General features: G+C 42.1%; 25 protein-coding genes. 10 read left to right on the forward strand and 15 right to left on the reverse strand.

Going from position 1 to position 24,323, the window contains the following annotated elements:
* Positions 1–47: 47 nt before the first annotated feature.
* Positions 48–938 carry a LysR family transcriptional regulator ArgP gene (locus ACE01R_RS06800; protein ID WP_395550029.1) on the reverse strand — a complete coding sequence of 297 codons (891 nt, stop codon included), beginning with the start codon at positions 936–938 and terminating at the stop codon, positions 48–50.
* 119 nt (positions 939–1,057) lie between these two features.
* On the opposite strand from ACE01R_RS06800, the gene ACE01R_RS06805 reads away from it, so the two are divergent.
* Positions 1,058–1,657 carry a LysE/ArgO family amino acid transporter gene (locus ACE01R_RS06805; protein ID WP_395549876.1) on the forward strand — a complete coding sequence of 200 codons (600 nt, stop codon included), beginning with the start codon at positions 1,058–1,060 and terminating at the stop codon, positions 1,655–1,657.
* Positions 1,658–1,757: 100 nt separating this feature from the next.
* On the opposite strand, the gene ACE01R_RS06810 is transcribed toward ACE01R_RS06805, so the two are convergent.
* The 5 genes from ACE01R_RS06810 to dapD all read right to left on the reverse strand — a co-directional run bounded on the left by ACE01R_RS06810 (position 1,758) and on the right by dapD (position 5,162).
* A complete protein-coding gene (locus tag ACE01R_RS06810) occupies positions 1,758–2,216 on the reverse strand; it encodes a peroxiredoxin (protein WP_395549877.1) in 459 nt (152 codons plus the stop codon).
* Between the two features lie 151 nt (positions 2,217–2,367).
* The gene (locus tag ACE01R_RS06815; RefSeq protein WP_395549878.1) at positions 2,368–2,778 is read right to left on the reverse strand and encodes a hypothetical protein; all 411 of its coding nucleotides are present in this window, start codon (positions 2,776–2,778) and stop codon (positions 2,368–2,370) included.
* Between the two features lie 13 nt (positions 2,779–2,791).
* Complete coding sequence (gene queC, locus ACE01R_RS06820; protein ID WP_395549879.1) at positions 2,792–3,463, reverse strand: 7-cyano-7-deazaguanine synthase QueC; 672 nt, start codon at positions 3,461–3,463, stop codon at positions 2,792–2,794.
* A 39-nt stretch (positions 3,464–3,502) separates the two neighbouring features.
* A complete protein-coding gene (gene queE, locus ACE01R_RS06825) occupies positions 3,503–4,213 on the reverse strand; it encodes a 7-carboxy-7-deazaguanine synthase QueE (RefSeq protein ID WP_395549880.1) in 711 nt (236 codons plus the stop codon).
* A gap of 127 nt (positions 4,214–4,340) precedes the next feature.
* Complete coding sequence (gene dapD / locus ACE01R_RS06830; protein ID WP_395549881.1) at positions 4,341–5,162, reverse strand: 2,3,4,5-tetrahydropyridine-2,6-dicarboxylate N-succinyltransferase; 822 nt, start codon at positions 5,160–5,162, stop codon at positions 4,341–4,343.
* 302 nt (positions 5,163–5,464) lie between these two features.
* Between dapD and carO the strand changes: the two genes are divergently transcribed.
* Positions 5,465–6,217: an ornithine uptake porin CarO gene (gene carO, locus ACE01R_RS06835; RefSeq protein WP_395549882.1), complete on the forward strand. Its 753-nt coding sequence runs from the start codon at positions 5,465–5,467 to the stop codon at positions 6,215–6,217.
* Between the two features lie 69 nt (positions 6,218–6,286).
* On the opposite strand, the gene ACE01R_RS06840 is transcribed toward carO, so the two are convergent.
* The 8 genes from ACE01R_RS06840 to ACE01R_RS06875 form a co-directional block, all read right to left on the reverse strand.
* Positions 6,287–7,483, reverse strand: a complete 1,197-nt coding sequence (locus ACE01R_RS06840; RefSeq protein ID WP_395549883.1) for an outer membrane protein transport protein — start codon at positions 7,481–7,483, stop codon at positions 6,287–6,289.
* 250 nt (positions 7,484–7,733) lie between these two features.
* Complete coding sequence (locus ACE01R_RS06845) at positions 7,734–8,657, reverse strand: CysB family HTH-type transcriptional regulator (RefSeq protein ID WP_395549886.1); 924 nt, start codon at positions 8,655–8,657, stop codon at positions 7,734–7,736.
* A 53-nt stretch (positions 8,658–8,710) separates the two neighbouring features.
* Complete coding sequence (locus tag ACE01R_RS06850; RefSeq protein ID WP_395549887.1) at positions 8,711–9,772, reverse strand: sulfate/molybdate ABC transporter ATP-binding protein; 1,062 nt, start codon at positions 9,770–9,772, stop codon at positions 8,711–8,713.
* Positions 9,773–9,783: 11 nt separating this feature from the next.
* Entirely contained in the window at positions 9,784–10,671 is an 888-nt protein-coding gene (gene cysW / locus ACE01R_RS06855; RefSeq protein ID WP_395549889.1) for a sulfate ABC transporter permease subunit CysW, read from the reverse strand.
* A complete protein-coding gene (cysT, locus tag ACE01R_RS06860; protein WP_395549890.1) occupies positions 10,668–11,501 on the reverse strand; it encodes a sulfate ABC transporter permease subunit CysT in 834 nt (277 codons plus the stop codon). The genes cysW and cysT overlap by 4 nt, the downstream gene beginning before the upstream one ends.
* An 84-nt stretch (positions 11,502–11,585) precedes the next feature.
* Positions 11,586–12,191, reverse strand: a complete 606-nt coding sequence (locus ACE01R_RS06865) for an RBBP9/YdeN family alpha/beta hydrolase (RefSeq protein WP_395549891.1) — start codon at positions 12,189–12,191, stop codon at positions 11,586–11,588.
* Positions 12,192–12,218: 27 nt separating this feature from the next.
* Positions 12,219–13,223, reverse strand: coding sequence for a sulfate ABC transporter substrate-binding protein (locus tag ACE01R_RS06870; protein WP_395549892.1), 1,005 nt, complete (start codon positions 13,221–13,223; stop codon positions 12,219–12,221).
* Positions 13,224–13,398: 175 nt separating this feature from the next.
* Positions 13,399–14,403: a sulfate ABC transporter substrate-binding protein gene (locus ACE01R_RS06875; RefSeq protein WP_395549896.1), complete on the reverse strand. Its 1,005-nt coding sequence runs from the start codon at positions 14,401–14,403 to the stop codon at positions 13,399–13,401.
* Positions 14,404–14,568: 165 nt separating this feature from the next.
* Between ACE01R_RS06875 and pabC the strand changes: the two genes are divergently transcribed.
* From pabC to ACE01R_RS06895, 4 genes are all read left to right on the forward strand, one after another.
* Positions 14,569–15,381, forward strand: coding sequence for an aminodeoxychorismate lyase (gene pabC / locus ACE01R_RS06880; RefSeq protein WP_395549897.1), 813 nt, complete (start codon positions 14,569–14,571; stop codon positions 15,379–15,381).
* Position 15,382: 1 nt separating this feature from the next.
* Entirely contained in the window at positions 15,383–16,429 is a 1,047-nt protein-coding gene (mltG, locus tag ACE01R_RS06885) for an endolytic transglycosylase MltG (RefSeq protein ID WP_395549898.1), read from the forward strand.
* Between the two features lie 9 nt (positions 16,430–16,438).
* Complete coding sequence (gene tmk, locus ACE01R_RS06890) at positions 16,439–17,044, forward strand: dTMP kinase (RefSeq protein ID WP_395549899.1); 606 nt, start codon at positions 16,439–16,441, stop codon at positions 17,042–17,044.
* Positions 17,045–17,118: 74 nt separating this feature from the next.
* The gene (locus ACE01R_RS06895; RefSeq protein WP_395549900.1) at positions 17,119–17,535 is read left to right on the forward strand and encodes a PaaI family thioesterase; all 417 of its coding nucleotides are present in this window, start codon (positions 17,119–17,121) and stop codon (positions 17,533–17,535) included.
* A gap of 73 nt (positions 17,536–17,608) precedes the next feature.
* Here the strand turns inward: ACE01R_RS06895 and nadB are convergent, their stop codons facing one another.
* Positions 17,609–19,252: an L-aspartate oxidase gene (gene nadB, locus ACE01R_RS06900; RefSeq protein ID WP_395549901.1), complete on the reverse strand. Its 1,644-nt coding sequence runs from the start codon at positions 19,250–19,252 to the stop codon at positions 17,609–17,611.
* 226 nt (positions 19,253–19,478) lie between these two features.
* On the opposite strand from nadB, the gene ACE01R_RS06905 reads away from it, so the two are divergent.
* The 4 genes from ACE01R_RS06905 to lepB all read left to right on the forward strand — a co-directional run bounded on the left by ACE01R_RS06905 (position 19,479) and on the right by lepB (position 24,304).
* A complete protein-coding gene (locus ACE01R_RS06905; protein ID WP_395549902.1) occupies positions 19,479–20,861 on the forward strand; it encodes a Do family serine endopeptidase in 1,383 nt (460 codons plus the stop codon).
* 138 nt (positions 20,862–20,999) lie between these two features.
* On the forward strand, positions 21,000–21,461 hold the full coding sequence (locus ACE01R_RS06910) for an acyl-CoA thioesterase (protein WP_395549903.1): 462 nt from the start codon (positions 21,000–21,002) through the stop codon (positions 21,459–21,461).
* Positions 21,462–21,634: 173 nt separating this feature from the next.
* On the forward strand, positions 21,635–23,452 hold the full coding sequence (gene lepA / locus ACE01R_RS06915) for a translation elongation factor 4 (protein ID WP_395549904.1): 1,818 nt from the start codon (positions 21,635–21,637) through the stop codon (positions 23,450–23,452).
* A 24-nt stretch (positions 23,453–23,476) separates the two neighbouring features.
* Positions 23,477–24,304 (forward strand): signal peptidase I, encoded by an 828-nt coding sequence (gene lepB, locus ACE01R_RS06920; RefSeq protein WP_395549905.1) that lies wholly within the window; start codon positions 23,477–23,479, stop codon positions 24,302–24,304.
* The last annotated feature ends 19 nt before the right edge of the window (positions 24,305–24,323 follow it).

Here is a 24,323-nt window from a genome sequence, read left to right on the forward strand (position 1 = left end):
ACTCTCTTGAACTGAAATGAGCCTGTTTGGTACAGGTCAGGTTATTTTTAATTCATGGAATGCTGTGCCTTTTCCAGCAGATCTACTGTTAATTGTCGCAGTAGCGTAGATTGCTGCTTCCAATGATGCCAATAAAGCTTCATCTCGGTTTGGGCTTCAGGAATAATTTCAATCAATTTTCTGGTTTGAAGATCATCGCCAATTTGGAATTCAGGCAACAAGCCAAAACCTAAATCCAGATGCACCGCTTCTAAAAAAGCTGTAGAGGAAGGAATAAAATAATGCGGATAACTTTGCTGGGTGAGACCAAACAGGTTCACGATCACCTGATGATGCATCAAATCTTTATTATTAAAAATAATGGCTGGAGCTTGTCTTAAAGCGTCGCGATGAAGGCCGTCTTTAAACCACCTTTCTATAAAAGAAGGCGTTGCTACCATGCGATAGGTCATCTGTCCCAAGTAATGCACTTCACAGCCTTTCATCGCAGTCGATTCAGTTGAGATACAGGCATTGACCAAACCGGTTTCAAGCAGCTGATGGGTTTGGGTTTGATCATCCAGAGACAGCTTTAGGGTGATTTTATGCTCAATCAATGTACTTTGCAGGACTTTCAGTAACCAGGTCGATAAAGAGTCGGCATTGGTGGCAATACTGAATTGATGAAATTCATGCCGGCTGGATTGCCCCATGAATTGTTGCAGAAGATTCTGTTCGCGTAAGCGTTGATGCTGTAAATGCTCTAACAGCTTTTGACCGGCTTGAGTGACCCGACATGGGCGTTCACGCAGCAGTAAAATCTGTCCCAAATCTTTTTCCAAAGCCTGCACCCTTAAGGTTACCGCTGATGCAGTAATACACAGCCGTTGAGCCGCTTCGTCAAAACTGCCAGATTCTGCAACTGCAAGAAAAGCTTCACAGGATTTACTAGAGAGTATAGATTTTTACTTAAGAAAAATTTAGGTAAATTGATATTTTCTTAATTATATTTAATTGGTGCTTTAAGCTGGGATAATTCAAAGCAGAAATTTTGAATTATTTTTAAGTTTTATTGCGTATGTTAAATAGTGCCTTACATGGTTTTGTTATGGGTTTAAGTCTGATCGTACCGATTGGCGCACAAAATGCCTTTGTGCTGAAACAGGGGTTAAAGCAGCAACATGTTTTTGCCATTTGCCTGTGTTGTGCCTTGTCTGATGCCATATTGATTTCAGCGGGAGTGCTGGGTTTTTCAGAACTGATAGTATTGCATCCACATTGGCTGAATATTACCAAGTATTTTGGTGCAACGTTTTTATTGGTCTATGGTGTCCAACATTTTTATCAGGCCTGGAAAGCTGAACTGCGTTTAGAAATCAGTTCAAATGAAGTCCCTTCTTTGTGTAAGGTCTTGTTCATCTGTTTAGGCTTAACCTGGCTGAATCCGCATGTGTACCTGGATACGGTCGTCTTGCTGGGTTCGATCTCAACACAATATCCCAATACACAACTATATTTTGCCTTGGGTGCGGTCATTGCCTCGTTCCTGTTCTTTTTTAGCCTGGGCTATGCTGCACGGTTATTACAGCCTATATTTCAACAGCCAAAGGCCTGGAAAATATTGGATGTGCTGATTGGCTGTGTGATGTGGTTGATTGCCATTTCCTTGCTGAAATAATTGGATTTCTGAGTAAAAATAAAAGAAAAAAAGAAAAAGGCATGAGTAATAATCTCATGCCTTTTTCATAAATTTTATCGGAACAAAATATCGAAAAAAATTAAGCGGCCTGTAATGCTTTTAAGTCTTCAAGTACCTGTTCTGCATGTCCTGCAGCTTTTACTTTACGGTATTCTTTGACCAGTTTGCCCTTATGGAAAATAAAGGTTGAGCGTTCAATACCCATCACTTGTTTGCCATACATGTTCTTTTCTTTAATTACGTCAAAGAGATTGCACAGCACTTCTTCTTTGTCGCTGATCAGATTAATGCTCAAATTCTGTTTTTCTGTGAAGTTCTGATGGGCTTTCACCGAATCACGTGAAATTCCAAAAATGGTCGTATTCAATGCATCAAACTGATCTTTCAGGCAGGAAAAACCTATCGCTTGTGTGGTACAGCCTGGAGTTGAATCCTTGGGATAAAAATACACAATCAGCCATTCTGTTGGAACTTCGGTCAGGTTAATTTCACCGGTTGTGGTCGGGAAGCTTTGATTGGGCAGGGTAATAGCAGACATGTGTTCATCCTTATTCAATTGCATATGTCATATTGAGTTTGAATTTATGCTGCCATGATAGCGAATTTAGCGAGGTTTAGGCTGAAGTAGGGTATGTAATTTTCATAATAAAAAGCCTGCAAAAATGCAGGCTTTTTTCAACATCAAGCAATTATTTCTTTTGTTGAGCAGATTTCATTGCTTCTTCAGTCAAGCTTTTAAGTTTGCCTGTCAATTGAGGACCAAAACAAGCTTGCAAGTCTTTATTTTGCTTTTGTACAAAAGCTAGAGTAGCAGGGCTTTTCTTTTGGTTAATGGTACTTTGGATTTCCCATTTTTGTGCATTGGTTAAACGGCCATCAGCTTCCACTGCACAAGTACAGTATTTGCTTACTTCAGCAGAAGTAAGTTTTTTACCTTTACCGGTTTCTTCCTTACAAACATTAATTAAAGCAGATTTTACATTAGTGCTTTTATACGCTTCTTGGAGCTTGTTTGTTTCTGCAGCATTTGAAGCAGTTGCCATCAATGCTACAGCAGAAACTAATGTAGAAAGAATAATGTTTGATTTCAAATTTTTCATGTACTGTACCCTGTTATGACGGTATATAACGTGTCGGATCGGCGATACCCGCATCAGCAAAACCCTGTTTACGTAAGCGGCAACTATCGCATTTACCACAAGCACGTCCTTGGTCGTCTGCTTGGTAGCAAGACACCGTTTGACTATAGTCTACGCCATGTTCTATACCTAAGCGAATGATATTTGCTTTGGATAAATGTAACAAAGGTGTTTCAAATTTAAGAGGTTTTCCTTCTACACCGACCTTGGTTGCCAGGCGAGCCATGTTGGCAAAAGCCTCAATAAATTCAGGGCGACAGTCCGGATAACCTGAATAATCAACAGCATTGATGCCAATCACAATGGCTTCTGCACCAAAAACTTCTGCAGCTGCGAGTGCATAAGACAGAAATATTGTGTTACGTGCTGGAACATAAGTTACAGGAATACCATCTTGTTCCTGTTCTGGGACATCAATGTTATGGTCTGTTAACGCAGAGCCGCCTAGATTACCCAAATCGATATTAATCACACGGTGTTCGACACCAGCACGTTGTGTTAGTGCTCGAGCAGCATCCAGTTCAGTCGTAGAACGTTGACCATACATGAAACTTAAAGCAATACATTCATAACGCGCTTGCGCCCAAGCTAAACAAGTCGTTGAGTCTAAGCCGCCAGATAATAAAACTATGGCACGAGGGCGCATATGAAAATCTCCAAAAAAATAACCAGGAACAAAAACGGATTAACGACCAGTTTCATCATTCCAGAGCAATTTATGTAATTGCAACTGGAAACGAACAGGGAGATGGTCATCTAAAATCCATTGTGCTAAATCACGTGCAAGTTGAGGCAAACGCACAGCACCTTTTTCTACTGCAAAAGCAGGCGAGAACCACACGGTACTGACCTTGTCGGCAAGCTGGTACTGTTCAACCTGCTGTTTTGACCACTCATAGTCTTCACGGTTACAAATCACAAACTTGATTTGATCATGTGTAGTCAAATGATCAAGATTGCTAAGCAAATTTCGTGCAACTTCACCAGAAGTTGGTGTTTTTAAATCGAGCACTTTGGAAACGCGTGGATCCACTTTAGACACATCTAAAGCACCACTGGTTTCGAGTGACACTTCACAGCCTAAGTCAGCTAAACGCTGCATCAAAGGCAGGGCGTTAGGCTGTGCCAATGGTTCACCACCGGTCACACAAATATAAGGCGTTTTAAAATTCAGTGTAGTTTGAATAATGTCTTCTAATGATTGTCGCTCACCACCTTCAAAAGAATAAGTGGTATCACAATAAGTACAGCGTAAAGGGCAACCTGTTAAACGGATAAAAACCGTTGGTAAACCGGCAGCATTGGCTTCACCTTGCAATGAATAAAAAATCTCCGTAATGCGTAAACCCGCAGACGGATCAGAAACAGGAATAGCGGAAGATCGAAGAGTATTCATAACAAAAATTTACCACACCAAAAAATGACAAAGCAAAAAAACAAAAATCCCTACGATCATTGCTGACCGTAGAGACGAGGAGCGACTAAAGCTCCGAGGAACATAAATGCTCCGTATAAATTAAGACTTAGTCTTCGCGTAACAAATCGTTCAAGCTGGTTTTCGCACGAGTTTTCGCATCAACTTTTTTCACGATGATCGCAGCATATAAGCTGTATGTACCGCATTTAGATGGAAGGCTACCAGAAACAACCACAGAACCTGCAGGTACACGGCCGTAATGGATTTCGCCAGTTGCACGGTCATAAATCTTGGTAGATTGACCAATGAATACGCCCATTGAAATGACAGAACCTTCTTCAACGATCACGCCTTCAACGATTTCAGAACGTGCGCCAATGAAGCAGTTGTCTTCAATAATAGTCGGGTTTGCTTGAAGTGGTTCAAGAACACCACCAATACCCACACCACCAGACAAGTGAACGTTTTTACCAATTTGCGCACATGAACCTACAGTTGCCCATGTATCAACCATAGTGCCTTCATCTACATAGGCACCGATGTTCACGTATGATGGCATCAATACCACGTTTTTCGCTTGGAAAGAACCTTTACGTGCAACAGCAGGTGGTACTACACGTACGCCAGCAGCTTTAAACTGTTCTTCAGTCCAACCTTTGAATTTAGTATCTACTTTGTCATAGAAACGAAGGTCCCAAGACTCAATAGGCTTGTTGTCATTTAGTTTAAAAGATAACAAAACAGCTTTTTTAAGCCATTGGTGCACAACCCATTCACCATCGATTTTTTCAGCTACACGAAGTGAGCCGTTATCAAGGCCAGCAATAGCTTCTTCTACAGCGCTACGAATTTCAGCCGGGCAGTCTGCCGCAGTGAAATTTGCACGATCTTCAAAAGCCTGTTCAATGATTGTTGAAAGCTGAGACATGATCTTCCATTTCCAAAAAAAATTTTCAAGATTTTACACTATATTGAGACAGAAATAGATGAAAAAGTGGCTTTATAACAGAATTAATTATGGAAGATGAGCAAAATGAGATAAAAATCAGCGATCAAAACTGAGTAAACAAAAAATGAGTTAATAATCAAAAACAAATAGAAAATGTATCAAAAAATAACAAAAACTAAGCAAATTTCGAATAAAAGTTAAGCAATTAATATTTTATAGTTCTAACTATTAGATAGAAAAGCACTAATGATGAACTAGAAAACTTTTTGAGGAGATCTACTATGAAAACTTTATCTACGATCTTAGCAGTATCTGTATTGACCGCTATTGCAGGAACAGCGATGGCCGCTGACGATGCAGTCGTTCAAGATGGCTATGTATTTGAACGTAACCAGCTGATTCCAACAGGTGTTCGTGCTGAAGTCGGTACAACCGGTTATGGTGGTGCCTTATTGTGGACTGCAAACCCATATGTAGGTTTGGCTCTAGGTTATAATGGCGGTGATATTTCTTGGTCTGATGATATATCGGTAAATGGCTCAGACTATGATATTGATATGGAGAATAAAAATACCTATTTGAATGCTGAAATTCGTCCTTGGGGCGCGAGTGAAAATAGATGGGTACAAGGTCTGTATATGGCCGCTGGTGTAGCATATTTAGACAATGAGTATGAACTTGATCGCCGTGTAGGTGCGGGAGAAGGTTTTACCATTAACCATACAGACTTTGTAGCGGGTGCAGATGGCGCTCATATTAGAGGAACCATGGATTACAAAAATGACATTGCTCCATATTTAGGCTTCGGATGGGCTCCTAAGATTAATAAAAACTGGGGAGTGTTTGGTGAAGTCGGTGCTTACTATGCAGATAACCCAGATGTTAACTTACAATTAGTCAGTGGTGGTGCAGCGGATAATCCAACACGCGGTTCACTGGTTGACAATATCGCAGCTGACGAAGCTAAAATCGCGACTGATGATAAACACAAATGGCTTCCTGTAGGTAAAATCGGTGTAAGTTATCATTGGTAATAAAAGATTAGTCTTTAAAAAAACGGGCTTCGGCTCGTTTTTTTATTTTTAGAAAATGCAGCTATTTTGCTAAAAGCGGTAACCTAGCTTAAGGCCATAAGCAATCGCCTTATTATGATTCACTGAAGATAGCACGCCAAATAGATTACCTGAACCTTGTTGATTTTGCTCAACTTTGGCTTTATTGAGTTTAAAATATTTAATGCCCGCGGCAATAAATAAATTAGAGTGCATATGATAAACACCACCAATGCCCAAACTGTAGTAATCATCCGAAGGGCTTAAGGTAGAAGCGGGATTGCCAATACCTGAATCCAATCCTATATCCACGGCTGTGGTCCATTGCTCATTGAGGATATGGGCAAATCCCAGAGTAGTGGAAAGCTGATTTTTTTGATAATCCACCAGATTGACTGGCCCAGACTCAGTTGAACTCATCAAGGGAGATATCATTTTAAAATTTTTCCAATTCACCCAACGCAATGAGGTATAGACCAGATTGCGAGGGCTGATTCCGGATTGAAACTCCAGGTTGAGGGACTGCGGTGTTGCAATGCTGATGTGCTGTGTAGAGCTTAAATTCAAGGCCGGAATTTCAGGAATGGATGACGTCTGCTCATGAAATTGCGGTTTATGTCGAATTTTAGAACGGTAGGTGAGCGAGGTCTTCAGGGCATATTCGGGTATTTGATAGCTTATCCCTGTTAACCAGCCCATAGCTGGGTCTTGATTTGTATCTGCAACATAATCGGCCAGTATCCCCATCGATTGCCCAGAAATTTTCAGCTGAGTCTCCAGGGTTTGATAACTTAAACCGGTATAAAAATTCCAGAAGGGACTAGGCTGATAACCGACAAGGGCAGTTAAATTGTGGGTATCCAATTTAAAGTGTACGGCATTGACTAAATCAGCAGGACTGGTGACAACAGGCTCTAAAGTGTAGCCAATATCTGTACCAAAAGGTTGATCGTAGATGAGCCCAAAAGACCACTGAGGGGCTACTTGTAATTTTAATGCGACATTTGATAGATAAAAGGAATGGGTGAAATTGGGGGTAGATATTTCGGTAAATGTTGAGGGATTATTCGTGTCCGGTCGAAGCGTTTTGCCTGAAATATTGGCATCGACAATGGCAGTTGAAAACTCGGCGTAATGATGCGGCTGTAAAAAAGATGCAATGGATTGATTAGATGTTTCCAGTGCCGAAGCATAGAGGTAGCTAGGCATGAACATGCACATACTGATGCCAAATGGCGTAGCTTTCATGAATACCCTCATTAGTTTTTTTAGTTATTCAATAGATGTAAAAGTATGAATACACACATGAAATTGAAAGTTTTTATTGAGAGCTTTACTTTATTTGATTTTGTGCACAATGGGCAAGTATTGTGTGAAGTTTTTAATATTTAAATGATTGAAAAATTAAAGCTATTTCTCTAAAGCTGTCTTTGCAATGAAAAATAAATAAAAAAGGGATATTTTTTATATCCCTAATTTAAAAAAAAGCATAAAAAGTTCAGTCTTCTGGATAAGCCACTTTTTTCAGTGCCTTAATGTCGGCTTCTGGCGAGCAGAGTGAAATAAATTCATAGCCATAACCGCGCAGCAAATGACCTTTGCGCACCGCAATCCAGGTGGTATTCACGCCAAAGATATCGGTTTGAATCTGTTTAAGGCGATAGTCACGTTCAGCATCATAAGCGACATTATTGACAATACCGACGCCCATATTCAATTCGACATAGGTTTTGATCACGTCGGCATCCAGTGCTGACATCACAATATCAACATCAATACCTGCATCTTCAAAGGCTTTGTCAATTTTAGAACGGCCTGTGAAACCGCCATGGTAGGTAATAATCGGATATTGCGCCAAGTCTTCTAGCGTAATATCTGCTTTGTTGGCAAGCGCATGGTCTTTCGGGGTAATAATACTGTGTTGCCAATTATAATAAGGTACGCTGGCCAGGTTCTCTTCAGTGGTCAAAGACTCGGTAGCAATACCAATATCGGCTTCACCTTGCAGCAACATTTCGGTAATTTCAACCGGACTAGCCTGTTGCAGAATGAGATGAACTTTTGGAAATTCTTTTTTGAACTGGTTCACAATCGGCGGCAATACATAACGCGCTTGGGTATGTGTGGTGGCAATGGTAAGCGTACCTTCATCTACGCGGTTAAAATCATCTGCCAGACGTTTAATATTGTCTGCATCGACCAGCATGCGTTCCACGATACCAAGTAAAGATTGCCCCGGTTCGGTCAGACCCAGTAAACGTTTACCTTTACGAATAAACAGCTGTACACCCAGTTCATCTTCTAAATCTTTAATGTGCTTACTTACGCCAGATTGTGACGTATAAAGTGCTGCCGAAGCTTCGGTTAAATTAAAGTTTTGTCTAACAGTTTCGCGAATAATTCTTAGTTGTTGGAAATTCATAATTCTGTTTACCCTAAAGAGGATGGGGCTGTTTTTGCCCCATCTATTTGTTATTAAGCGACGTCATTCGCGAACAAATGTAATGTCGTTGGACTTAACCATACTGTTTGATTTGGCTTGAATTGATGTAGCTTTGCTTCATCAGAATTAAGCGAAATTTCAATTAAATTACCTTGGCGATCTTGAAGTTCAGCAATAACCTTGCCGGCAATCCAGATTTCACGCAGGAAAGTGGCCTGAATGGCATTTTCTTGCGGAGTTGCATGAATACGCAATTCATTAGGACGGGCAAAGGCAATCACGTTGCCTTGTGGCGCATCTTTAACCTGTGGCAATTGCAGACGGTCATCACCAATCTGGATAATGCCTTGCTGGTTTTGACCTTCGAAACGGTTGGCCTGACCCAGGAAGTCGAATACAAACGGTGTTGCCGGTGTTTCATAAACTTCACGTGGTGAACCAATTTGCTCAACATTGCCTTTGTTCATCACCACAATTTGATCGGCTACTTCCAGAGCTTCCTCTTGGTCATGGGTAACAAAAATAGAAGTGATATGCAATTCATCATGCAAAGTACGTAACCAGCGACGCAGCTCTTTACGCACTTTGGCATCGAGTGCGCCAAAAGGTTCATCCAGCAATAATACACGAGGTTCAACCGCCAAAGCACGTGCCAAAGCAATACGCTGACGTTGACCGCCCGAGAGTTGTGCAGGATAACGGTCGGCCAAAAAGCCCAGCTGAACCAGATCAAGCAAACGGGTCACACGTTTTTTAATTTCAGCTTCTGATGGTCGGGTAGAACGAGGGCGCACACGTAAACCAAAGGCGATGTTGTCAAATACGGTCATATGACGGAACAAGGCATAATGCTGAAATACAAAGCCGACTTCACGTTCACGTACATGCACATTGGTTGCATCTTCACCTTCAAGAATCACTTGACCGCCATCGGCTGATTCCAGGCCCGCGATAATACGCAGCAGGGTAGTTTTACCACAGCCTGATGGACCCAGTAATGCCACGAGTTGGCCATCTGGAAAATCCAGTGAGATATTTTTAAGTGCATGGAATGCACCAAAGTGTTTTTCAATATTTTTAACTTGAATACTCATGATGTCATTCCTTAAGAAACTGTTGAATCTTCATTACGTTTGTTTTGTTTTTCCTGGCGCACTTCTACCCATGTTTTCAAGATCAGGGTCACAATTGCCAGCAAAGCCAGAAGCGATGACACCGCAAATGCCGCACTAAAGGTATATTCGTTATAAAGGATTTCTACATGTAGCGGCAGGGTATTGGTTTCACCGCGAATATGACCCGACACTACCGATACTGCACCGAATTCACCCATGGCACGGGCATTACACAGAATTACGCCGTAAATCAGACCCCATTTAATGTTGGGTAAGGTCACTTTCCAGAAAGTTTGCCAGCCTGAAGCACCCAGTACAATCGCAGCTTCTTCTTCCTCGGTACCTTGGGCTTCCATCAGGGGAATCAGTTCGCGCGCCACAAAAGGCACAGTAATAAATACGGTTGCCAGTACAATGGCAGGAACGGCATACAAAATTTTAATGTCATTGTCCATCAGCCAGCCGCCAAGCCAGCCTTGAGTACCGAAAATCAGCACCAGCATCATGCCTGCGATAACTGGAGAAACCGAGAAAGGTATATCAATAATGGTGGTTAAAATAGATTTTCCACGGAAATTAAACTTCGCCACCGACCAAGCGGCTGCTACGCCAAACACCACATTTAATGGCACGGCAATTACAGCAGTCAGTAAAGTCAGTTTCACCGCAGATAATGTATCTGGATGAACCAGTGCCTGGAAATAAACCCCGACACCTTGTTTAAATGCTTCAACGAAAACCAGAATTAAAGGCAGAATCAGACAGCTTAAAAAGAAAATTAGCGCAATGGTGATGAGTAAATAGCGAACCCAGGTCGGTTCACGCGTTGCATCACGCGACTGTAATTTCTCGGCTAAAGCATTGCTGTTGGTATTCATCGTGCTGTTCTCCCTGTACGGCGGCTTGCCCATGCCTGTAGCAAGTTAATCAGGAATAAAATCGCAAATGACAGTACCAGCATCACCACAGCAATGGTGGTGGCACCTGCGTAGTCATATTCTTCCAGACGGGAAATAATCATCAAAGGTGCGATTTCAGTTTCGAAAGGCTGGTTACCGGCAATAAAGATTACCGAACCGTATTCGCCGACACCGCGTGCAAATGCCAAGGCAAAACCAGTCAAAAGTGCAGGAAATAAAATCGGTAAAATAATTTTAGTCACAATCTGAAAACGGTTGGCACCCAGTGCAGATGCTGCTTCTTCCAGTTCGGTTTCAAGATCACTCAGTACAGGCTGTACCGTACGTACAACGAAAGGTATGCCAATAAAAATCAGCGCAAGTGTAATCCCAATTGGGGTATACGCCACTTTAATGCCAATAGGTTCCAGATACTGACCAATCCAGCCGGTCGGTGCATATAAAGAAGTCAGTGCAATACCGGCAACGGCTGTTGGCAGGGCAAAGGGTAAATCGACCAGAGCATCAATAATGCGTTTACCGGGAAAGCTGTAACGAACCAGGCACCATGCCAATAACAAGCCAAACATGACATTGACTAAGGCTGCAATTAAGGCAGCGCTAAAACTTAACTGCAAAGATTTTAAGATACGTTCTGAACTTAAAATTTCCCATAAACCGTCCCAGCCAATACCTAGCGATTTGATAAATACCGCAGACAGTGGAATAAGAACAATTAATGACAAATACGCTAGGGTAAAGCCTAGAGAAAGACCAAATCCTGGCAGCACTCGGGATCGCTGCGACATGATGACTCCTCAAAAAGAGCGATGCTGACCAATTAAGTCAGCGAAAATAAAAGTTTAAAGCGGCACAAGCATAATTTGCAGAGGTTAAATTGCAAATTTAAAAAAGCACTTCTCTTCATCAGTAAAATTGATATGTTGTAGCACATTTTCTGAAATTAAATAATTATAAATTTCAGGGAAGGGACCAAAACCGGAAGCCACATTGATATGTTCAACTTGTCCGAGGTTAATCGGATTCAATTTCCAGGCTTTTGCAAGTTGCTGGGCATCTTCAAAATTTAACCAGGGATCGTTTTCACTAATCAGTAAAGTGGTCGGCACTGCAATTTTAAGCTGATGAAAATAGCGTTGATAATCTTGCTGGCTATCACGTGAAAAACCGGCTTCACCAAAACGGGCAGGATTGGCCGGTGCAACCAGAATCAAATTTTTAATTTTTTGATTGAGTTCCGGATGCTGGGCTAAAGCTGCCACAGTGGTTAAACAACCAAAACTATGTGCAACAATCTGGACACTGCCTTGAATAGGCGCCACGGTCTTTACAAACTCGGCAATCCAGTTTTGTAACACAGGCGTGTTCCAGTCCTGTTGCTGCACACGCGAGCATGACATGAGTTGTCGTTGTAACCAAGACTGCCAGTGCGCAGATTCACTGCCACCTACGCCTGGAACAATTACGGTATGAATCATGTCGAAGCTCCTGTCTATCAAACGCTATTATTTTGCACTATTGGCTTTAACAATCTGGTCAAATACGCCGCCATTTTCAAAGTGCGCTTTTTGAACTTTAGTCCAGCCACCGAATTCTTTGTCGATGGTAACCAGTTTTAATGGCTTAAATACTTTGCTGTATTGCACCAGGGTTTTTTCGTTGCGTGGACGGTAGAAGTTTTCAGCAGCAATCTGTTGACCGCGTGGCGAGTAAAGGAAGTTCAAGTAGCCTTGAGCCAGGTATCTATTGCCTTTTTTCTCGGCATTTTTTTCAGCAATCGCAACCGGTGGTTCTGCAAGAATTGAAAGTGATGGGGTCACAATTTCAAATTTACCCGGTTGTTCACGAATTGCTAAGTGAGCTTCGTTTTCCCAAGCCAACAGCACATCACCAATGCCGCGTTCTGCAAATGTTGTGGTTGAACCGCGTGCGCCAGAATCGAGAACCTTGGTGTTTTTATAAATTTTACGCACAAATTCCTGTGCAGTTTTGTCATTGCCACCCGCCTGGTGTTTTGCCCAGGCCCATGCAGCTAAATAGTTCCAGCGTGCGCCGCCAGAAGTTTTAGGGTTGGGGGTAATAATACCTACACCCGGTTTAACCAAATCGCCCCAGTCTTTGATGTGTTTCGGGTTGCCTTTGCGTACCAGAAATACGATGGTAGAGGTATAAGGGGTAGAATTTTGCGGAAGTTTTTTCTGCCAGTCGGCCGGAAGTGACTTGGTTTTTTCTGCAATGACATCAATATCTGCAGCTAAAGCCAGAGTCACAACGTCTGCATCCAGGCCATCAATCACTGAACGGGCCTGTTTGCCTGAGCCACCATGCGATTGTTTAAAGTTAATATCTTGGCCGGTACGGCTTTTCCAATATTGACCAAACGCTTTGTTCACATCTTCATACAATTCACGAGTGGGATCGTAAGAAACGTTTAAGAAGTCTTTTGCCAGTGCACTAAAAGAAGTTGCTGAAATAAGTGCTGCTAAGACCCCGATTTTTAATGAACGCATGGTGACCTCTAAACTTCTTGATGTTTATAACTTGAGGCTAGAATAGCGCCATCCTTTATGCATAAAAAATAATAAAAAACGAATTTAATATGAATAAAAGAGATAAAGTTGCTCATTCTAGACTTGATACAGCTACTTTATGAATAAAGTAGCTGTCATCGATTGATTATTGAGCTTATTTGGTACTATTGGCTTTGACGATTTGGTCGAATACGCCGCCATTTTCAAAATGTGCTTTTTGAACTTTGGTCCAGCCGCCAAATTCTTTATCGATGGTGACCAGTTTTAAAGGTTTAAATACTGATTTGTATTTTGCCAATACCGCTGCATTGCGTGGGCGGTAGAAGTTATTGGCAGCAATCGTTTGACCCGCAGGGGAATACAGATAGTTGAGATAAGCTTTGGCTAAATTCAGGTTGCCGTCTTTCTGTGCATTCTTTTCTACAATCGCTACAGGTGGCTCCGCCAAAATAGACAAAGATGGCGTCACAATTTCAAACTTGCCTGGCTGTTCACGAATAGCTAAGAGAGCTTCGTTTTCCCAAGCCAGTAATACGTCACCAATACCGCGTTCAGCAAATGTCGTCGTTGAACCACGTGCACCTGAGTCCAGCACTTTGGTGTTTTTATAGATTTGACGTACGAATTCTTGTGCTTTGCTATCGTTACCACCTGGCTGATGTTTTGCCCAAGCCCATGCCGCCAGGTAGTTCCAGCGTGCACCACCAGATGTTTTAGGATTTGGGGTAATAATGCCGACATTATTTTTTACCAAATCTCCCCAGTCCTTAATTCCTTTCGGGTTGCCTTTATGGACCAGGAATACGATAGTTGATGTATAAGGGGTAGAGTTATTCGGGAATTTCTTTTGCCAGTCTTTTGGAAGTAAATTTGAGTTTGTTGCAATAGCATCAATGTCGGCGGCAAGTGCCAAAGTCACGACATCGGCTCCCAGACCATCAATCACTGAACGTGCCTGTTTGCCAGAGCCGCCGTGTGACTGTTTAAAATTAATGTCTTGACCTGTGGTCTTTTTCCAGTAAGCGCCAAATTCTTTATTATAGTTTTCATACAATTCACGCGTTGGATCATATGAAACGTTTAAAAAGTCTTTTGCCAGTGCACTAAAAGATGTTGCTGAAATAAGAGCTGCTAAAACCCCGATTTTTAATGTACGCATTTTACTATCCTTTACATTTAAATTTTTATGTTTTGTAACAGGGCGAAGAATAACGTGATCTTTTATATGGAAAAAATAATAAGAAATGAATTTGATATGAATAAAAAAGCTATCAATTAAGCGCCACTATTTTTAAACTAGGACATCATTTACAGGATGCTTGTTATGCCATGTTTTAAGAATGCACGGGAAATAAATGAAGTGTCATTACAGGACCGTGCTTTTCATTACGGAGATGGCTGTTTCACCACGGCACGTGTTCGGCATGGCAAAATGGAACTCGAAAATTTGCATAAGTCGCGGCTACAGTTAAGTTGTGAACGGCTGATGCTGCAGGCAGATTTAAGCTGCATTGAAAAAACTTTGGTTGTGTTACAGCAGCAATTTCTTGAACTGAATGGTACTTTAAAAATTGTGATTAGTCGCGGTGAAGGGCAGCGTGGTTATAGCCTGCCGGATCATCCAGCGGATGTGTGGGTGTTTTTTTATCCTAAAGCAGTCGATGACTTTCAAATAGAGAAAATTAAATCCGGGGTGCTACAACAGGCATTGGGGTTGAGCATGCCAAATTTGGTCGGTTTAAAAAGTCTGAACCGTCTGGAACAGGTATTGTTAAAACATGAAGCCGATCAACGCGGATGGGCAGAGGCTTTAGTCACTGATGTACAAGGCACTGTTGTTGAAGGAGTAAGCAGTAATTGTTTCATTCGTTTAAACAATACATGGATTACGCCAGAACTTCGCTATAATGGCGTCCATGGTGTGATGCGGGCTGAAATTTTGTCCCGGATGCAGCAGCACGGCATTCATTGCGAACAGCGTTTTATTGATCTGGATGACATTGCAAAATTTGAAAGCCTGTTTTTCTGTAATGCCTTAAGTCCGATGAAACTTGTGACTGAACTTAACCAGCAACCGTTGAATGTTCAACCGTGTATTGAACTCTTTCATATCCTTCAATTAGATCAGATTCATTAATATGTCCAGCCCAAAGAAAAAATCAAAAAAGAAAGCTACAAACGTATTTCCATTGAAAGGCTTCGTCGTTGTATTTGCAGGTCTTGTGGTCTTGATTATGGTGATCCTATGGTCAAGTTTGTTCAAGTCCTATCCTGTGGAAGGCGAAAAGCAGATGCTTGCGATTGGAGAGGGCGATAGTTATTCAGGCTTTATTGATCGTTTAGCCCAGCAAGATAAAGTCAGTTTCCCTATTATCTTGAAGCTTTATCAGAAAATCATGATTCATGACAGCATGAAAGCGGGTGTTTATGAAATCCGTCAAGGCATGTCAGTACGTGAAGTGATGGAGTTGGTCTCGAATGCTGAAAATGCACAGATGAACCGTATTCTGGTGATTGAGGGAACGACTTTTAAGCAGCTGATTGCACAATTGAAAAAAGATGATTTGGTCACTAAAGAAGTCATCAATCTGCCTCAGGATCAAATGTTAAAAGCCTTAGGTATTCCCTTTAATCATCCTGAAGGCCTGTTTGCGCCAGATACCTATTTCTTTGCCAAAGGTGAAAGCGATAAAAAGATTCTGACCGATTTATATAAACGTCAAATGAAAGCTTTGGATACGGCATGGGATAATCGTGCAAGCGGTTTACCTTATAAGGATAAATATGAAGCGCTGATTATGGCTTCAATTGTGGAAAAAGAAACCAGTCTGGACAGTGAATTAAATCAGGTATCGGGAGTGTTTGTCCGTCGCTTGCAACAGGGGATGCGTCTGCAAACTGACCCGACCGTGATTTATGGTATGGGTGACCGTTATAACGGCAATATCACGCGTAATGATTTGCGTACACCGACTCCTTATAATACCTATACGAACAATGGTTTACCTCCAACGCCGATTGCCTTACCAAGTCAAAAAGCCATTGAAGCTGCCATGCATCCGGACAATTCCAGCAACATTTATTTTGTCGCCACGGGCAATGGTGGGCATAAATTTAGCGCAAGTCTGGATGAGCATAATCGTGCCGTGCAAGAATATTTAACTGTCATTCGTTCAAAAAATTAAGGAGTGGGGATGTTTATTAGTTTTGAAGGCACAGAAGGTGTCGGGAAAACCACACTCATTCGTAAAATTTATGATTATTTAGTGCAGCAAGGTCATGAAGTGGTACTGACGCGTGAGCCGGGTGGCACACCAATGGCAGAACAGATCCGTTCATTACTATTGTCAGTTAATCATGAAGAAAGCATGTCGAACGATACCGAATTGCTACTCATGTATGCCGCACGTGCACAGCATTTACAGCAGGTGATTGTTCCGGCATTGAAGGCAGGTAAAACAGTACTGTGTGACCGTTTTACCGATGCCAGTTTTGCTTATCAGTGTGCAGGACGTGGCTTAAGCAAAGAAAAACTGGCTTTATTAAATGCAAATTTTGTTTCGCATATGCCTGATATCACTTTTTGGCTGGATGCACCGACTGAACTGGGGATGTCACGTGCTCGTGAGCGTGGGGAACTGGACCGCTTTGAGCAGGAGAAAGCTGCTTTCTTTGAGAAAGTACGTTCAGGCTATCAGGAGCTTTGGGAACGGCAGGGTGAGCGGATTAAGCGTCTGGATGCAACGCAAACGCCAGAACAGGTATTTAGCCAGGCACTTGCGTGTTTGCAATCAGTGTAGTCATTCTCAGCGATTGGGTTTAAATGAAAAATCTTCTATAGTGGCTAACATTATGGAAGATTTTTTTATAAACAATGAAAAGTAATAAAGCCGAAATTATTGAATTTTTGCAACGTGAATTTCCGCAAAGCCTGGAAAAATGCGAAATAGAAACAGTCACTGAAAAAGGAGCCTCCATCCTCTATCATGTGAATGCTGCTGATTTAAGGCCGGGTGGAACGGTATCAGGGCCGACCATGATGACTGCTGCCGACTATGCGCTTTATATTGCGATACTCGGTGAGATCGGCATTGTCGCGTTGGCAGTCACCACCAACTTGTCCATCAATTTTTTAAGAAAGCCTACAGCAGAACAGGATATTCGTGCGGTTTGTCGATTAATGAAAGTCGGCAAGGCACTGATAGTTGGGGATGTATGGTTATATTCTATTGATTCGGAAGAACCTATTGCGCATGCTGTAAGCACCTATTCCATACCCCCTCGGCGATAAATAAATGTTATGCAGCATTAAAAAAGCCGAACAGACATGTTCGGCTTTTTATTGTTTTTACCACTTTTAAAAACTAGGCTTCAGTATTGACCAACGGGGTTTCCACCTGAAAGTTGGGTGGAGTCAGTACCGTTTTACGCAATTCAGGTCCAAGTTCCGGATAATCCAGAGTGTAATGCAAACCGCGTGATTCCTTGCGTTCCATTGCACAGCGCACAATCATCTCGGAAACTAGTACCAGATTACGCAATTCAATCAGGTTTTTGCTGACTTGATAATCCTGATAATATTCAGTGATTTCACGCTTCAACATTTCAATACGATGTAAAGCACGTTGCAGACGTTTGGTGGTCCGTACAATACCGACATAGTTCCACATGGTCTGACGCAGTTCATCCCAGTTTTGCAGAATAACGACATCTTCGTCCGGATTCATGACTTGGGAATCATCCCAGCTTGGTGCATCAGGAGAAACATAATCTGGATTGAACAGGCTTTCTATATGTTTGGCGGCACTCATTCCATAGACAAAACATTCTAAAAGTGAGTTACTCGCCATTCGGTTAGCACCATGTAAACCAGTATAAGAGGTTTCACCAATAGCATATAAACCTTGAATGTCGGTCTGGCTATTTTCATCGACCACCACACCGCCACAGGTATAGTGCGCCGCAGGAACCACAGGAATCATGTCCTTGGTAATATCGATGCCAAGTTCTAGCAAACGTGCATATAGGGTAGGGAAATGTTCTTTCACAAACTCTGCCGGTTTATGGGTGATATCTAGCCAGACATGGCGAATACCCAAACGTTTAATTTCATAGTCAATGGCACGTGCCACAATATCTCGTGGCGCGAGTTCAGCACGTTCGTCAAAACGCAGCATAAAACGTTCACCATCAGGCAAGCGTAAATAAGCCCCTTCACCACGCATGGCTTCGGTAATTAAAAAGGAGCGTGCTTGCGGATGATACAGGCAGGTCGGATGGAACTGGTTAAATTCCATATTGGCAACCCGGCAACCGGCACGGTAAGCCATGGCAATACCATCACCAGTCGCAATATCCGGATTAGAGGTATAAAGATAGGCTTTCATGGCTCCGCCACACGCCAAGGCTGTAGAAGGTGCTAAGAACGTGTGAACCTTTTCAGTCTTTTCATCGAGCGCGTATAAACCAAGGGCACGATTTTCTTGATCTTTCAGGCCGAGTTTTTTTGAAGTAATTAAATCAATGGCAATATAATTTTCAAAAATAGTGATGTTTTGTTTTTCACGGGCACGTTGCACCAAAGTGGTTGAAATGGCGCGACCTGTCGCATCTGCAGCATGGATGATACGGCGTTGGGAGTGACCGCCTTCACGGGTTAAATGCAGTTGTTCCTGTTCATCCAAGGTAAATTGCACGCCGTGTTTTAGCAGAAAGTCGACCGAAGGTTTGCCGCCTTCTACAGTCTGCTTGACCGCTTCACGTTCACATAAATGTGCACCTGCAATCATGGTGTCATCAATATGCTGTTCAATTGAGTCAGTTTCATCTAAAACCGCCGCGACACCGCCTTGTGCATAAAAAGTACTGGCATCGGTTAGCGTCGATTTGGCCAAAACAGCAATATTGAAATGATCAGGTAATGATAAGGCCAGACTTAAACCAGCACCTCCACTGCCCACAATGATCACATCAAAATGATGCGTTGTATTTAAATTAGACATGTCCATCAGCTAATTTGAAAAAAGTTTGCTAATAACACCCCTTTTTTAGTCAAAAAACAAGAGCTAATATGCTAATGTATGATGAGAAAAAGTAATAAAGCAACAAACTTTTAAGAAAGATTTAAGCTGTTGTTTATACAAATATAATCAAACATATTATTACCCAAGACAGACATGTTTTATGCTAAATACTGTTTACGCATACTTATAATGAATGGAGTGAATGCTTTACATGAACAATCGCTATATAAAAAAAGGAATGTATGCTGCTGTATTCACTATGGCGGCCATGCAAACACAAGGAGCTTCAGCGGTAGACTTTTCTAATCTGGTTGAACAGGTCAGTCCTGCTGTAGTGAGTGTCAATGTTGTCAAAAAAATGACTCAGGAAGAACTGATCCAGCAGCAAATCCCTGAAATTTTAAAACGCTTTTTTGGCAATCAGGTGATTGTTCCACAGCAACAGGCTCAGCAAGAGAAAACTGCTTATGGCAGTGCATTCTTTATCAGTAAAGATGGTTATCTGTTAACCAATCACCATGTGATTGAAGACGCATCTAAAGTGACCATTATGTTTAATGACCGTCGTGAAATTGATGCGACGGTGGTGGGAAGCGATGCACGTACTGACGTGGCATTACTCAAAGTCAATGGGTCCAATTTTCCTGAATTGCGAACCGGAAATGTAGACCGGCTCAAAGTCGGTGAGCCGGTACTGGCGATTGGTTCACCTTTCGGTTTTGACTATTCTGCATCTGCCGGTATTGTTAGTGCGAAAATGCGTAACATGATGGGAGAAACCTCGGTACCCTTTATTCAAACCGATGTGGCATTGAATCCGGGTAACTCGGGCGGTCCCTTGTTTAACCAGAACGGTGAAGTGGTTGGGGTAAACTCGCGTATCTTTAGTGGTACTGGCGGATATATGGGCTTGTCATTCTCCATTCCTATTGATGTAGCGATGGATGTGGCAGAACAGCTGAAAAAGAATGGCAAGGTGACCCGTTCCTATCTGGGCGTGATGTTACAAGACATCGACCGCAACTTGGCAGAATCTTATAATTTGTCCAAACCTGAAGGTTCATTGGTGACACAGGTCGCACCTAACTCTCCGGCAGCCAAAGCTGGCTTTAAGCCGGGTGATGTAATCCTGAAATATAATGGATCAGCCATTTCACGCACTTCAGATTTGCTCAATTACTTAAACCGGACTTCACCGAATCAAAACATCCAACTGCAAGTTTTGCGGGATGATAAAACCCGTAATATCTCGGCAACCTTGACCACTGCACCGGACGATACACCGGCACCAGTTGAACAGGCTGCACAAAACAAAGGTCCTGTTTTGGGGGTAACGATTCGTAATTTGACTGCCAGTGAACAATCCCAACTGAATCTTAAAGGCGGTATTCTGATTCAAGAAGTCAAACGGGGAGGGATCGCATCACAATCCCGTATCGCAGCAGGTGATATCATTACTCAAATCAATAATAAAACCATTTTGAATAGTAATGATTTTATTAAGGCCGTATCCGAATTGAAAAAAGGTTCAATTGCACGTGTTTCTATTATTCGTCAAGATCAGCGCGCAATTTTAGGCATGCGTATTGAATAGCATGAATCCATCGAACAGAAAACCACTCTACAGCTGAGTGGTTTTTTTATATTTTGCAATTTTACTGCAATACAAAATTACGTAGACTGTGTAGCCTTGAAGGTCATTTTTTGCATAGTGTAAGGATCAGTAAAATAGATGAGCACAGTTTTTGATTTGGAAATCACCGTTCAAGCAAAAGATATTGACAGTCTGGGACACGTAAATAACGTAGTGTATATGCACTGGATGCAGGATGTCGCTACTGCACATATTGATGCCTTGGGTTTGGGGCTGAATGAATACATGGAACTGAAGCATGCCATGGTTGCGGTAGAGCACCATGTGCAATACCGTAAAGCGGCATTTGAAGGTGAAAAAATTATCTTGCGTACCTGGCTGGATGATATCAATGCCTTGTATTCTTTCCGGCAATATGTGTTTTATCGTCCCCAAGACCAAAGTGTTTTATTTATGGGGAATACCAAGTGGGCCTGTGTGGAAATTGCGACGGGCCGGCCAAAACGCATGTCACCCACTTTTAGCCAGGCCTACCAGCCGATATCAGAGCAAGTGAATCCGCTAGATTTTAGCCAATATGATGTGATGGCTTCAAATTGAATACATGAATACAAGCCGGTTTTATTTTGAAAATAACAGTCAAAGCGAAAAAGGAACTCATTATTTAGGATACATTGAAAAATCCATCTGCTATAATCCTACGCAATTTCTATTCAGCTTTTGCCATGCATTAACTATTGGTTGCATGGCGTGTTTTTTTCTCAAGGTAGCCCATGGCGCAAGCTAAAAAATCTGTTGATATTAAAAACATTCGTAACTTCTCGATTATTGCGCATATCGATCATGGTAAATCGACACTGGCAGATCGCTTTATTCAAACCTGTGGAGGTTTGCAAGATCGCGAAATGCAGGCTCAGGTTCTGGATTCTATGGAATTGGAACGTGAGCGTGGTATTACCATCAAAGCAGCTTCTGTGACGTTGTACTATACCCATCCGAATGGTCAAGAATACCAATTAAACTTTATTGACACCCCAGGACACGTGGACTTTTCATATGAAGTATCACGTTCGCTTGCGGCATGCGAAGGTGCGCTATTAGTTGTCGATGCTGCGCAGGGCGTTGAAGCGCAGTCTGTAGCGAACTGCTATACCGCGATTGAACAGGGTCTGGAAGTTTTACCAGTCCTCAACAAGATTGACTTGCCGCAAGCTGAACCTGAGCGTGTGATTCAGGAAATTGAAGACATTATCGGGATTGAAGCGACAGAAGCACCAACTTGTTCAGCGAAAACCGGCTTGGGCATTGAAGGGGTGCTTGAAACGCTAGTCAATGTTATTCCTGCGCCTACAGGTGACCGTGATGCACCGCTACAGGCTTTGATTATTGACTCATGGTTTGATAACTACCTAGGCGTGGTGTCTTTGGTGCGTATCAAACATGGGCGTGTGCGTAAGGGCGACAAGATGTTGATTAAATCAACTGGTCAAACGCATATTATTACCTCGGTCGGTATCTTCAATCCTAAACATACTGAAACAGGCATGCTTGAAGCCGGAGAAGTCGGTTTTATCATTGCCGGTATTAAAGATATTTTTGGTGCACCAGTCGGTGATACCATCACGCTCGCGGCTACTCCGGAAGTACCGACTTTGCCTGGTTTCAAAAAGGTCAAACCACAGGTATATGCGGGTCTTTTCCCAATTGACTCAAGCGATTTTGAACCGTTCCGTGAAGCACTGCATAAACTGCAAATCAATGACTCGGCATTGTTCTTCGAACCGGAAAGTTCAGATGCTCTAGGTTTTGGTTTCCGCTGCGGTTTCCTTGGTATGCTGCACATGGAAATCGTACAGGAACGTTTAGAGCGTGAGTACGATCTGGATCTGATTTCTTCTGCGCCAACCGTAATTTACGAAGCCGTGATGAAGAATGGTGAAACGATCTATATCGACAGTCCATCAAAAATGCCGGATGGTTCGACTGTAGAAGATTTGCGTGAACCGATTGCCGAATGTCATATTCTTGTACCACAAGAGTATTTGGGCAATGTGATGACTTTATGTGTAGAGCGCCGTGGTGTGCAAAAAGACATGAAGTTTATGGCTAACCAGGTTTCGATTACTTTTGAAATTCCAATGGCTGAAGTGGTGATGGATTTCTTTGATAAATTGAAATCATGTTCACGCGGTTTTGCATCTTTAGACTACAACTTTGTCCGTTTTGAAAGTTCATCTCTGGTTAAAGTAGATGTGTTAATTAATGGTGAGAAAGTTGATGCTTTAGCAATGATTTGTCACCGTCAGGACGCACGTCACCGTGGTATTGCACTGGTTGAAAAAATGAAGGACCTGATTCCGCGTCAAATGTTTGATGTGGCCATTCAGGCAGCTATTGGTGCGCAAATTATTGCCCGTTCTACTGTAAAAGCAATGCGTAAAAACGTATTGGCAAAATGTTATGGTGGTGACGTATCACGTAAGAAAAAACTTCTTGCCAAGCAGAAAGAAGGTAAGAAACGTATGAAGCAGGTGGGTAGTGTTGAAATCCCGCAAGAAGCGTTCCTTGCTGTGTTGAAAGTAGAAAGATAATAAATAATAGAGGTTATATCGCTCATGGATTTTGATTTTAATTTAATCCTTGTACCCGTCACACTGATTTTCTTTTTGGTATGGCTACTGGATAAGTTTGTATTTAAGCAAAGACAAACACTAGGCAAGGATAATGAAAATTTCATCATCACATGGGCATATGACTTCTGGCCAGTTCTGGCAGTCGTTCTGGTGCTGCGTTCATTCCTGTATGAGCCATTTAATATTCCTTCGGATTCTATGGTTCCGACTTTAGAAACAGGTGATTTTATTTTGGTCAACAAGTTCAACTACGGGGTTCGCTTACCGATTGTAAATACCAAAGTGATTGATGTCGGTGAACCAGAACGCGGTGATGTGATTGTGTTTCGTTATCCGCCACAACCGACCATCAGTTATATTAAACGTGTGGTAGGTTTGCCTGGTGATCACATTGTTTATGATCATGGACAACTCAGTATTAATGGCCAAAAAGTGGCGAAAGTTCCAGTAGAATTTAGCCGCGAAAAAGATATTCTAGATACGCCAACGTCCATTTATCATCAGGAAACATTGGGTAAGCATACATTTAAGATGCGTGAACTTGAGGATGTAAATGTGGCCCGTCAGGCACCCTTTATCAACTATGTTGAAAATGGTAAATATTCATCTGAAAATGGTTTATATTGGGAGGTGAAAGTTCCTAAAGGTCATTACTTCGCGATGGGGGATAACCGCGATCAAAGTGCTGACAGTCGTTTTTGGGGCTTTGTACCAGAAGAAAACCTAACAGGTCGTGCATTTTATAAATGGATGCATAAAGAACCTGGATTTAAATTGCCGTCGTTTAACCGCAACGGTGTAATTGATTAAGCAGATTGGAAAAAATAAC

The organism is Acinetobacter sp. BSP-28, from assembly GCF_044130285.1.
Lineage (GTDB): Bacteria > Pseudomonadota > Gammaproteobacteria > Pseudomonadales > Moraxellaceae > Acinetobacter.

Coding starts and splice junctions, on each gene's coding strand:
- ACE01R_RS06815 (WP_395549878.1), bottom strand. CDS start 2,778: ATGAAAAATTTGAAATCAAACATTATTCTTTCTACATTAGTTTCTGCT.
- ACE01R_RS06805 (WP_395549876.1), top strand. CDS start 1,058: ATGTTAAATAGTGCCTTACATGGTTTTGTTATGGGTTTAAGTCTGATC.
- ACE01R_RS06870 (WP_395549892.1), bottom strand. CDS start 13,223: ATGCGTTCATTAAAAATCGGGGTCTTAGCAGCACTTATTTCAGCAACT.
- ACE01R_RS06865 (WP_395549891.1), bottom strand. CDS start 12,191: ATGATTCATACCGTAATTGTTCCAGGCGTAGGTGGCAGTGAATCTGCG.
- queE (WP_395549880.1), bottom strand. CDS start 4,213: ATGAATACTCTTCGATCTTCCGCTATTCCTGTTTCTGATCCGTCTGCG.
- ACE01R_RS06850 (WP_395549887.1), bottom strand. CDS start 9,772: ATGAGTATTCAAGTTAAAAATATTGAAAAACACTTTGGTGCATTCCAT.
- ACE01R_RS06875 (WP_395549896.1), bottom strand. CDS start 14,403: ATGCGTACATTAAAAATCGGGGTTTTAGCAGCTCTTATTTCAGCAACA.
- cysT (WP_395549890.1), bottom strand. CDS start 11,501: ATGTCGCAGCGATCCCGAGTGCTGCCAGGATTTGGTCTTTCTCTAGGC.
- ACE01R_RS06895 (WP_395549900.1), top strand. CDS start 17,119: ATGAAAAGTAATAAAGCCGAAATTATTGAATTTTTGCAACGTGAATTT.
- lepA (WP_395549904.1), top strand. CDS start 21,635: ATGGCGCAAGCTAAAAAATCTGTTGATATTAAAAACATTCGTAACTTC.
- nadB (WP_395549901.1), bottom strand. CDS start 19,252: ATGGACATGTCTAATTTAAATACAACGCATCATTTTGATGTGATCATT.
- ACE01R_RS06840 (WP_395549883.1), bottom strand. CDS start 7,483: ATGAAAGCTACGCCATTTGGCATCAGTATGTGCATGTTCATGCCTAGC.
- queC (WP_395549879.1), bottom strand. CDS start 3,463: ATGCGCCCTCGTGCCATAGTTTTATTATCTGGCGGCTTAGACTCAACG.
- ACE01R_RS06845 (WP_395549886.1), bottom strand. CDS start 8,657: ATGAATTTCCAACAACTAAGAATTATTCGCGAAACTGTTAGACAAAAC.
- ACE01R_RS06905 (WP_395549902.1), top strand. CDS start 19,479: ATGAACAATCGCTATATAAAAAAAGGAATGTATGCTGCTGTATTCACT.
- carO (WP_395549882.1), top strand. CDS start 5,465: ATGAAAACTTTATCTACGATCTTAGCAGTATCTGTATTGACCGCTATT.
- cysW (WP_395549889.1), bottom strand. CDS start 10,671: ATGAATACCAACAGCAATGCTTTAGCCGAGAAATTACAGTCGCGTGAT.
- lepB (WP_395549905.1), top strand. CDS start 23,477: ATGGATTTTGATTTTAATTTAATCCTTGTACCCGTCACACTGATTTTC.
- pabC (WP_395549897.1), top strand. CDS start 14,569: ATGCCATGTTTTAAGAATGCACGGGAAATAAATGAAGTGTCATTACAG.
- tmk (WP_395549899.1), top strand. CDS start 16,439: ATGTTTATTAGTTTTGAAGGCACAGAAGGTGTCGGGAAAACCACACTC.
- mltG (WP_395549898.1), top strand. CDS start 15,383: ATGTCCAGCCCAAAGAAAAAATCAAAAAAGAAAGCTACAAACGTATTT.
- dapD (WP_395549881.1), bottom strand. CDS start 5,162: ATGTCTCAGCTTTCAACAATCATTGAACAGGCTTTTGAAGATCGTGCA.
- ACE01R_RS06910 (WP_395549903.1), top strand. CDS start 21,000: ATGAGCACAGTTTTTGATTTGGAAATCACCGTTCAAGCAAAAGATATT.
- ACE01R_RS06810 (WP_395549877.1), bottom strand. CDS start 2,216: ATGTCTGCTATTACCCTGCCCAATCAAAGCTTCCCGACCACAACCGGT.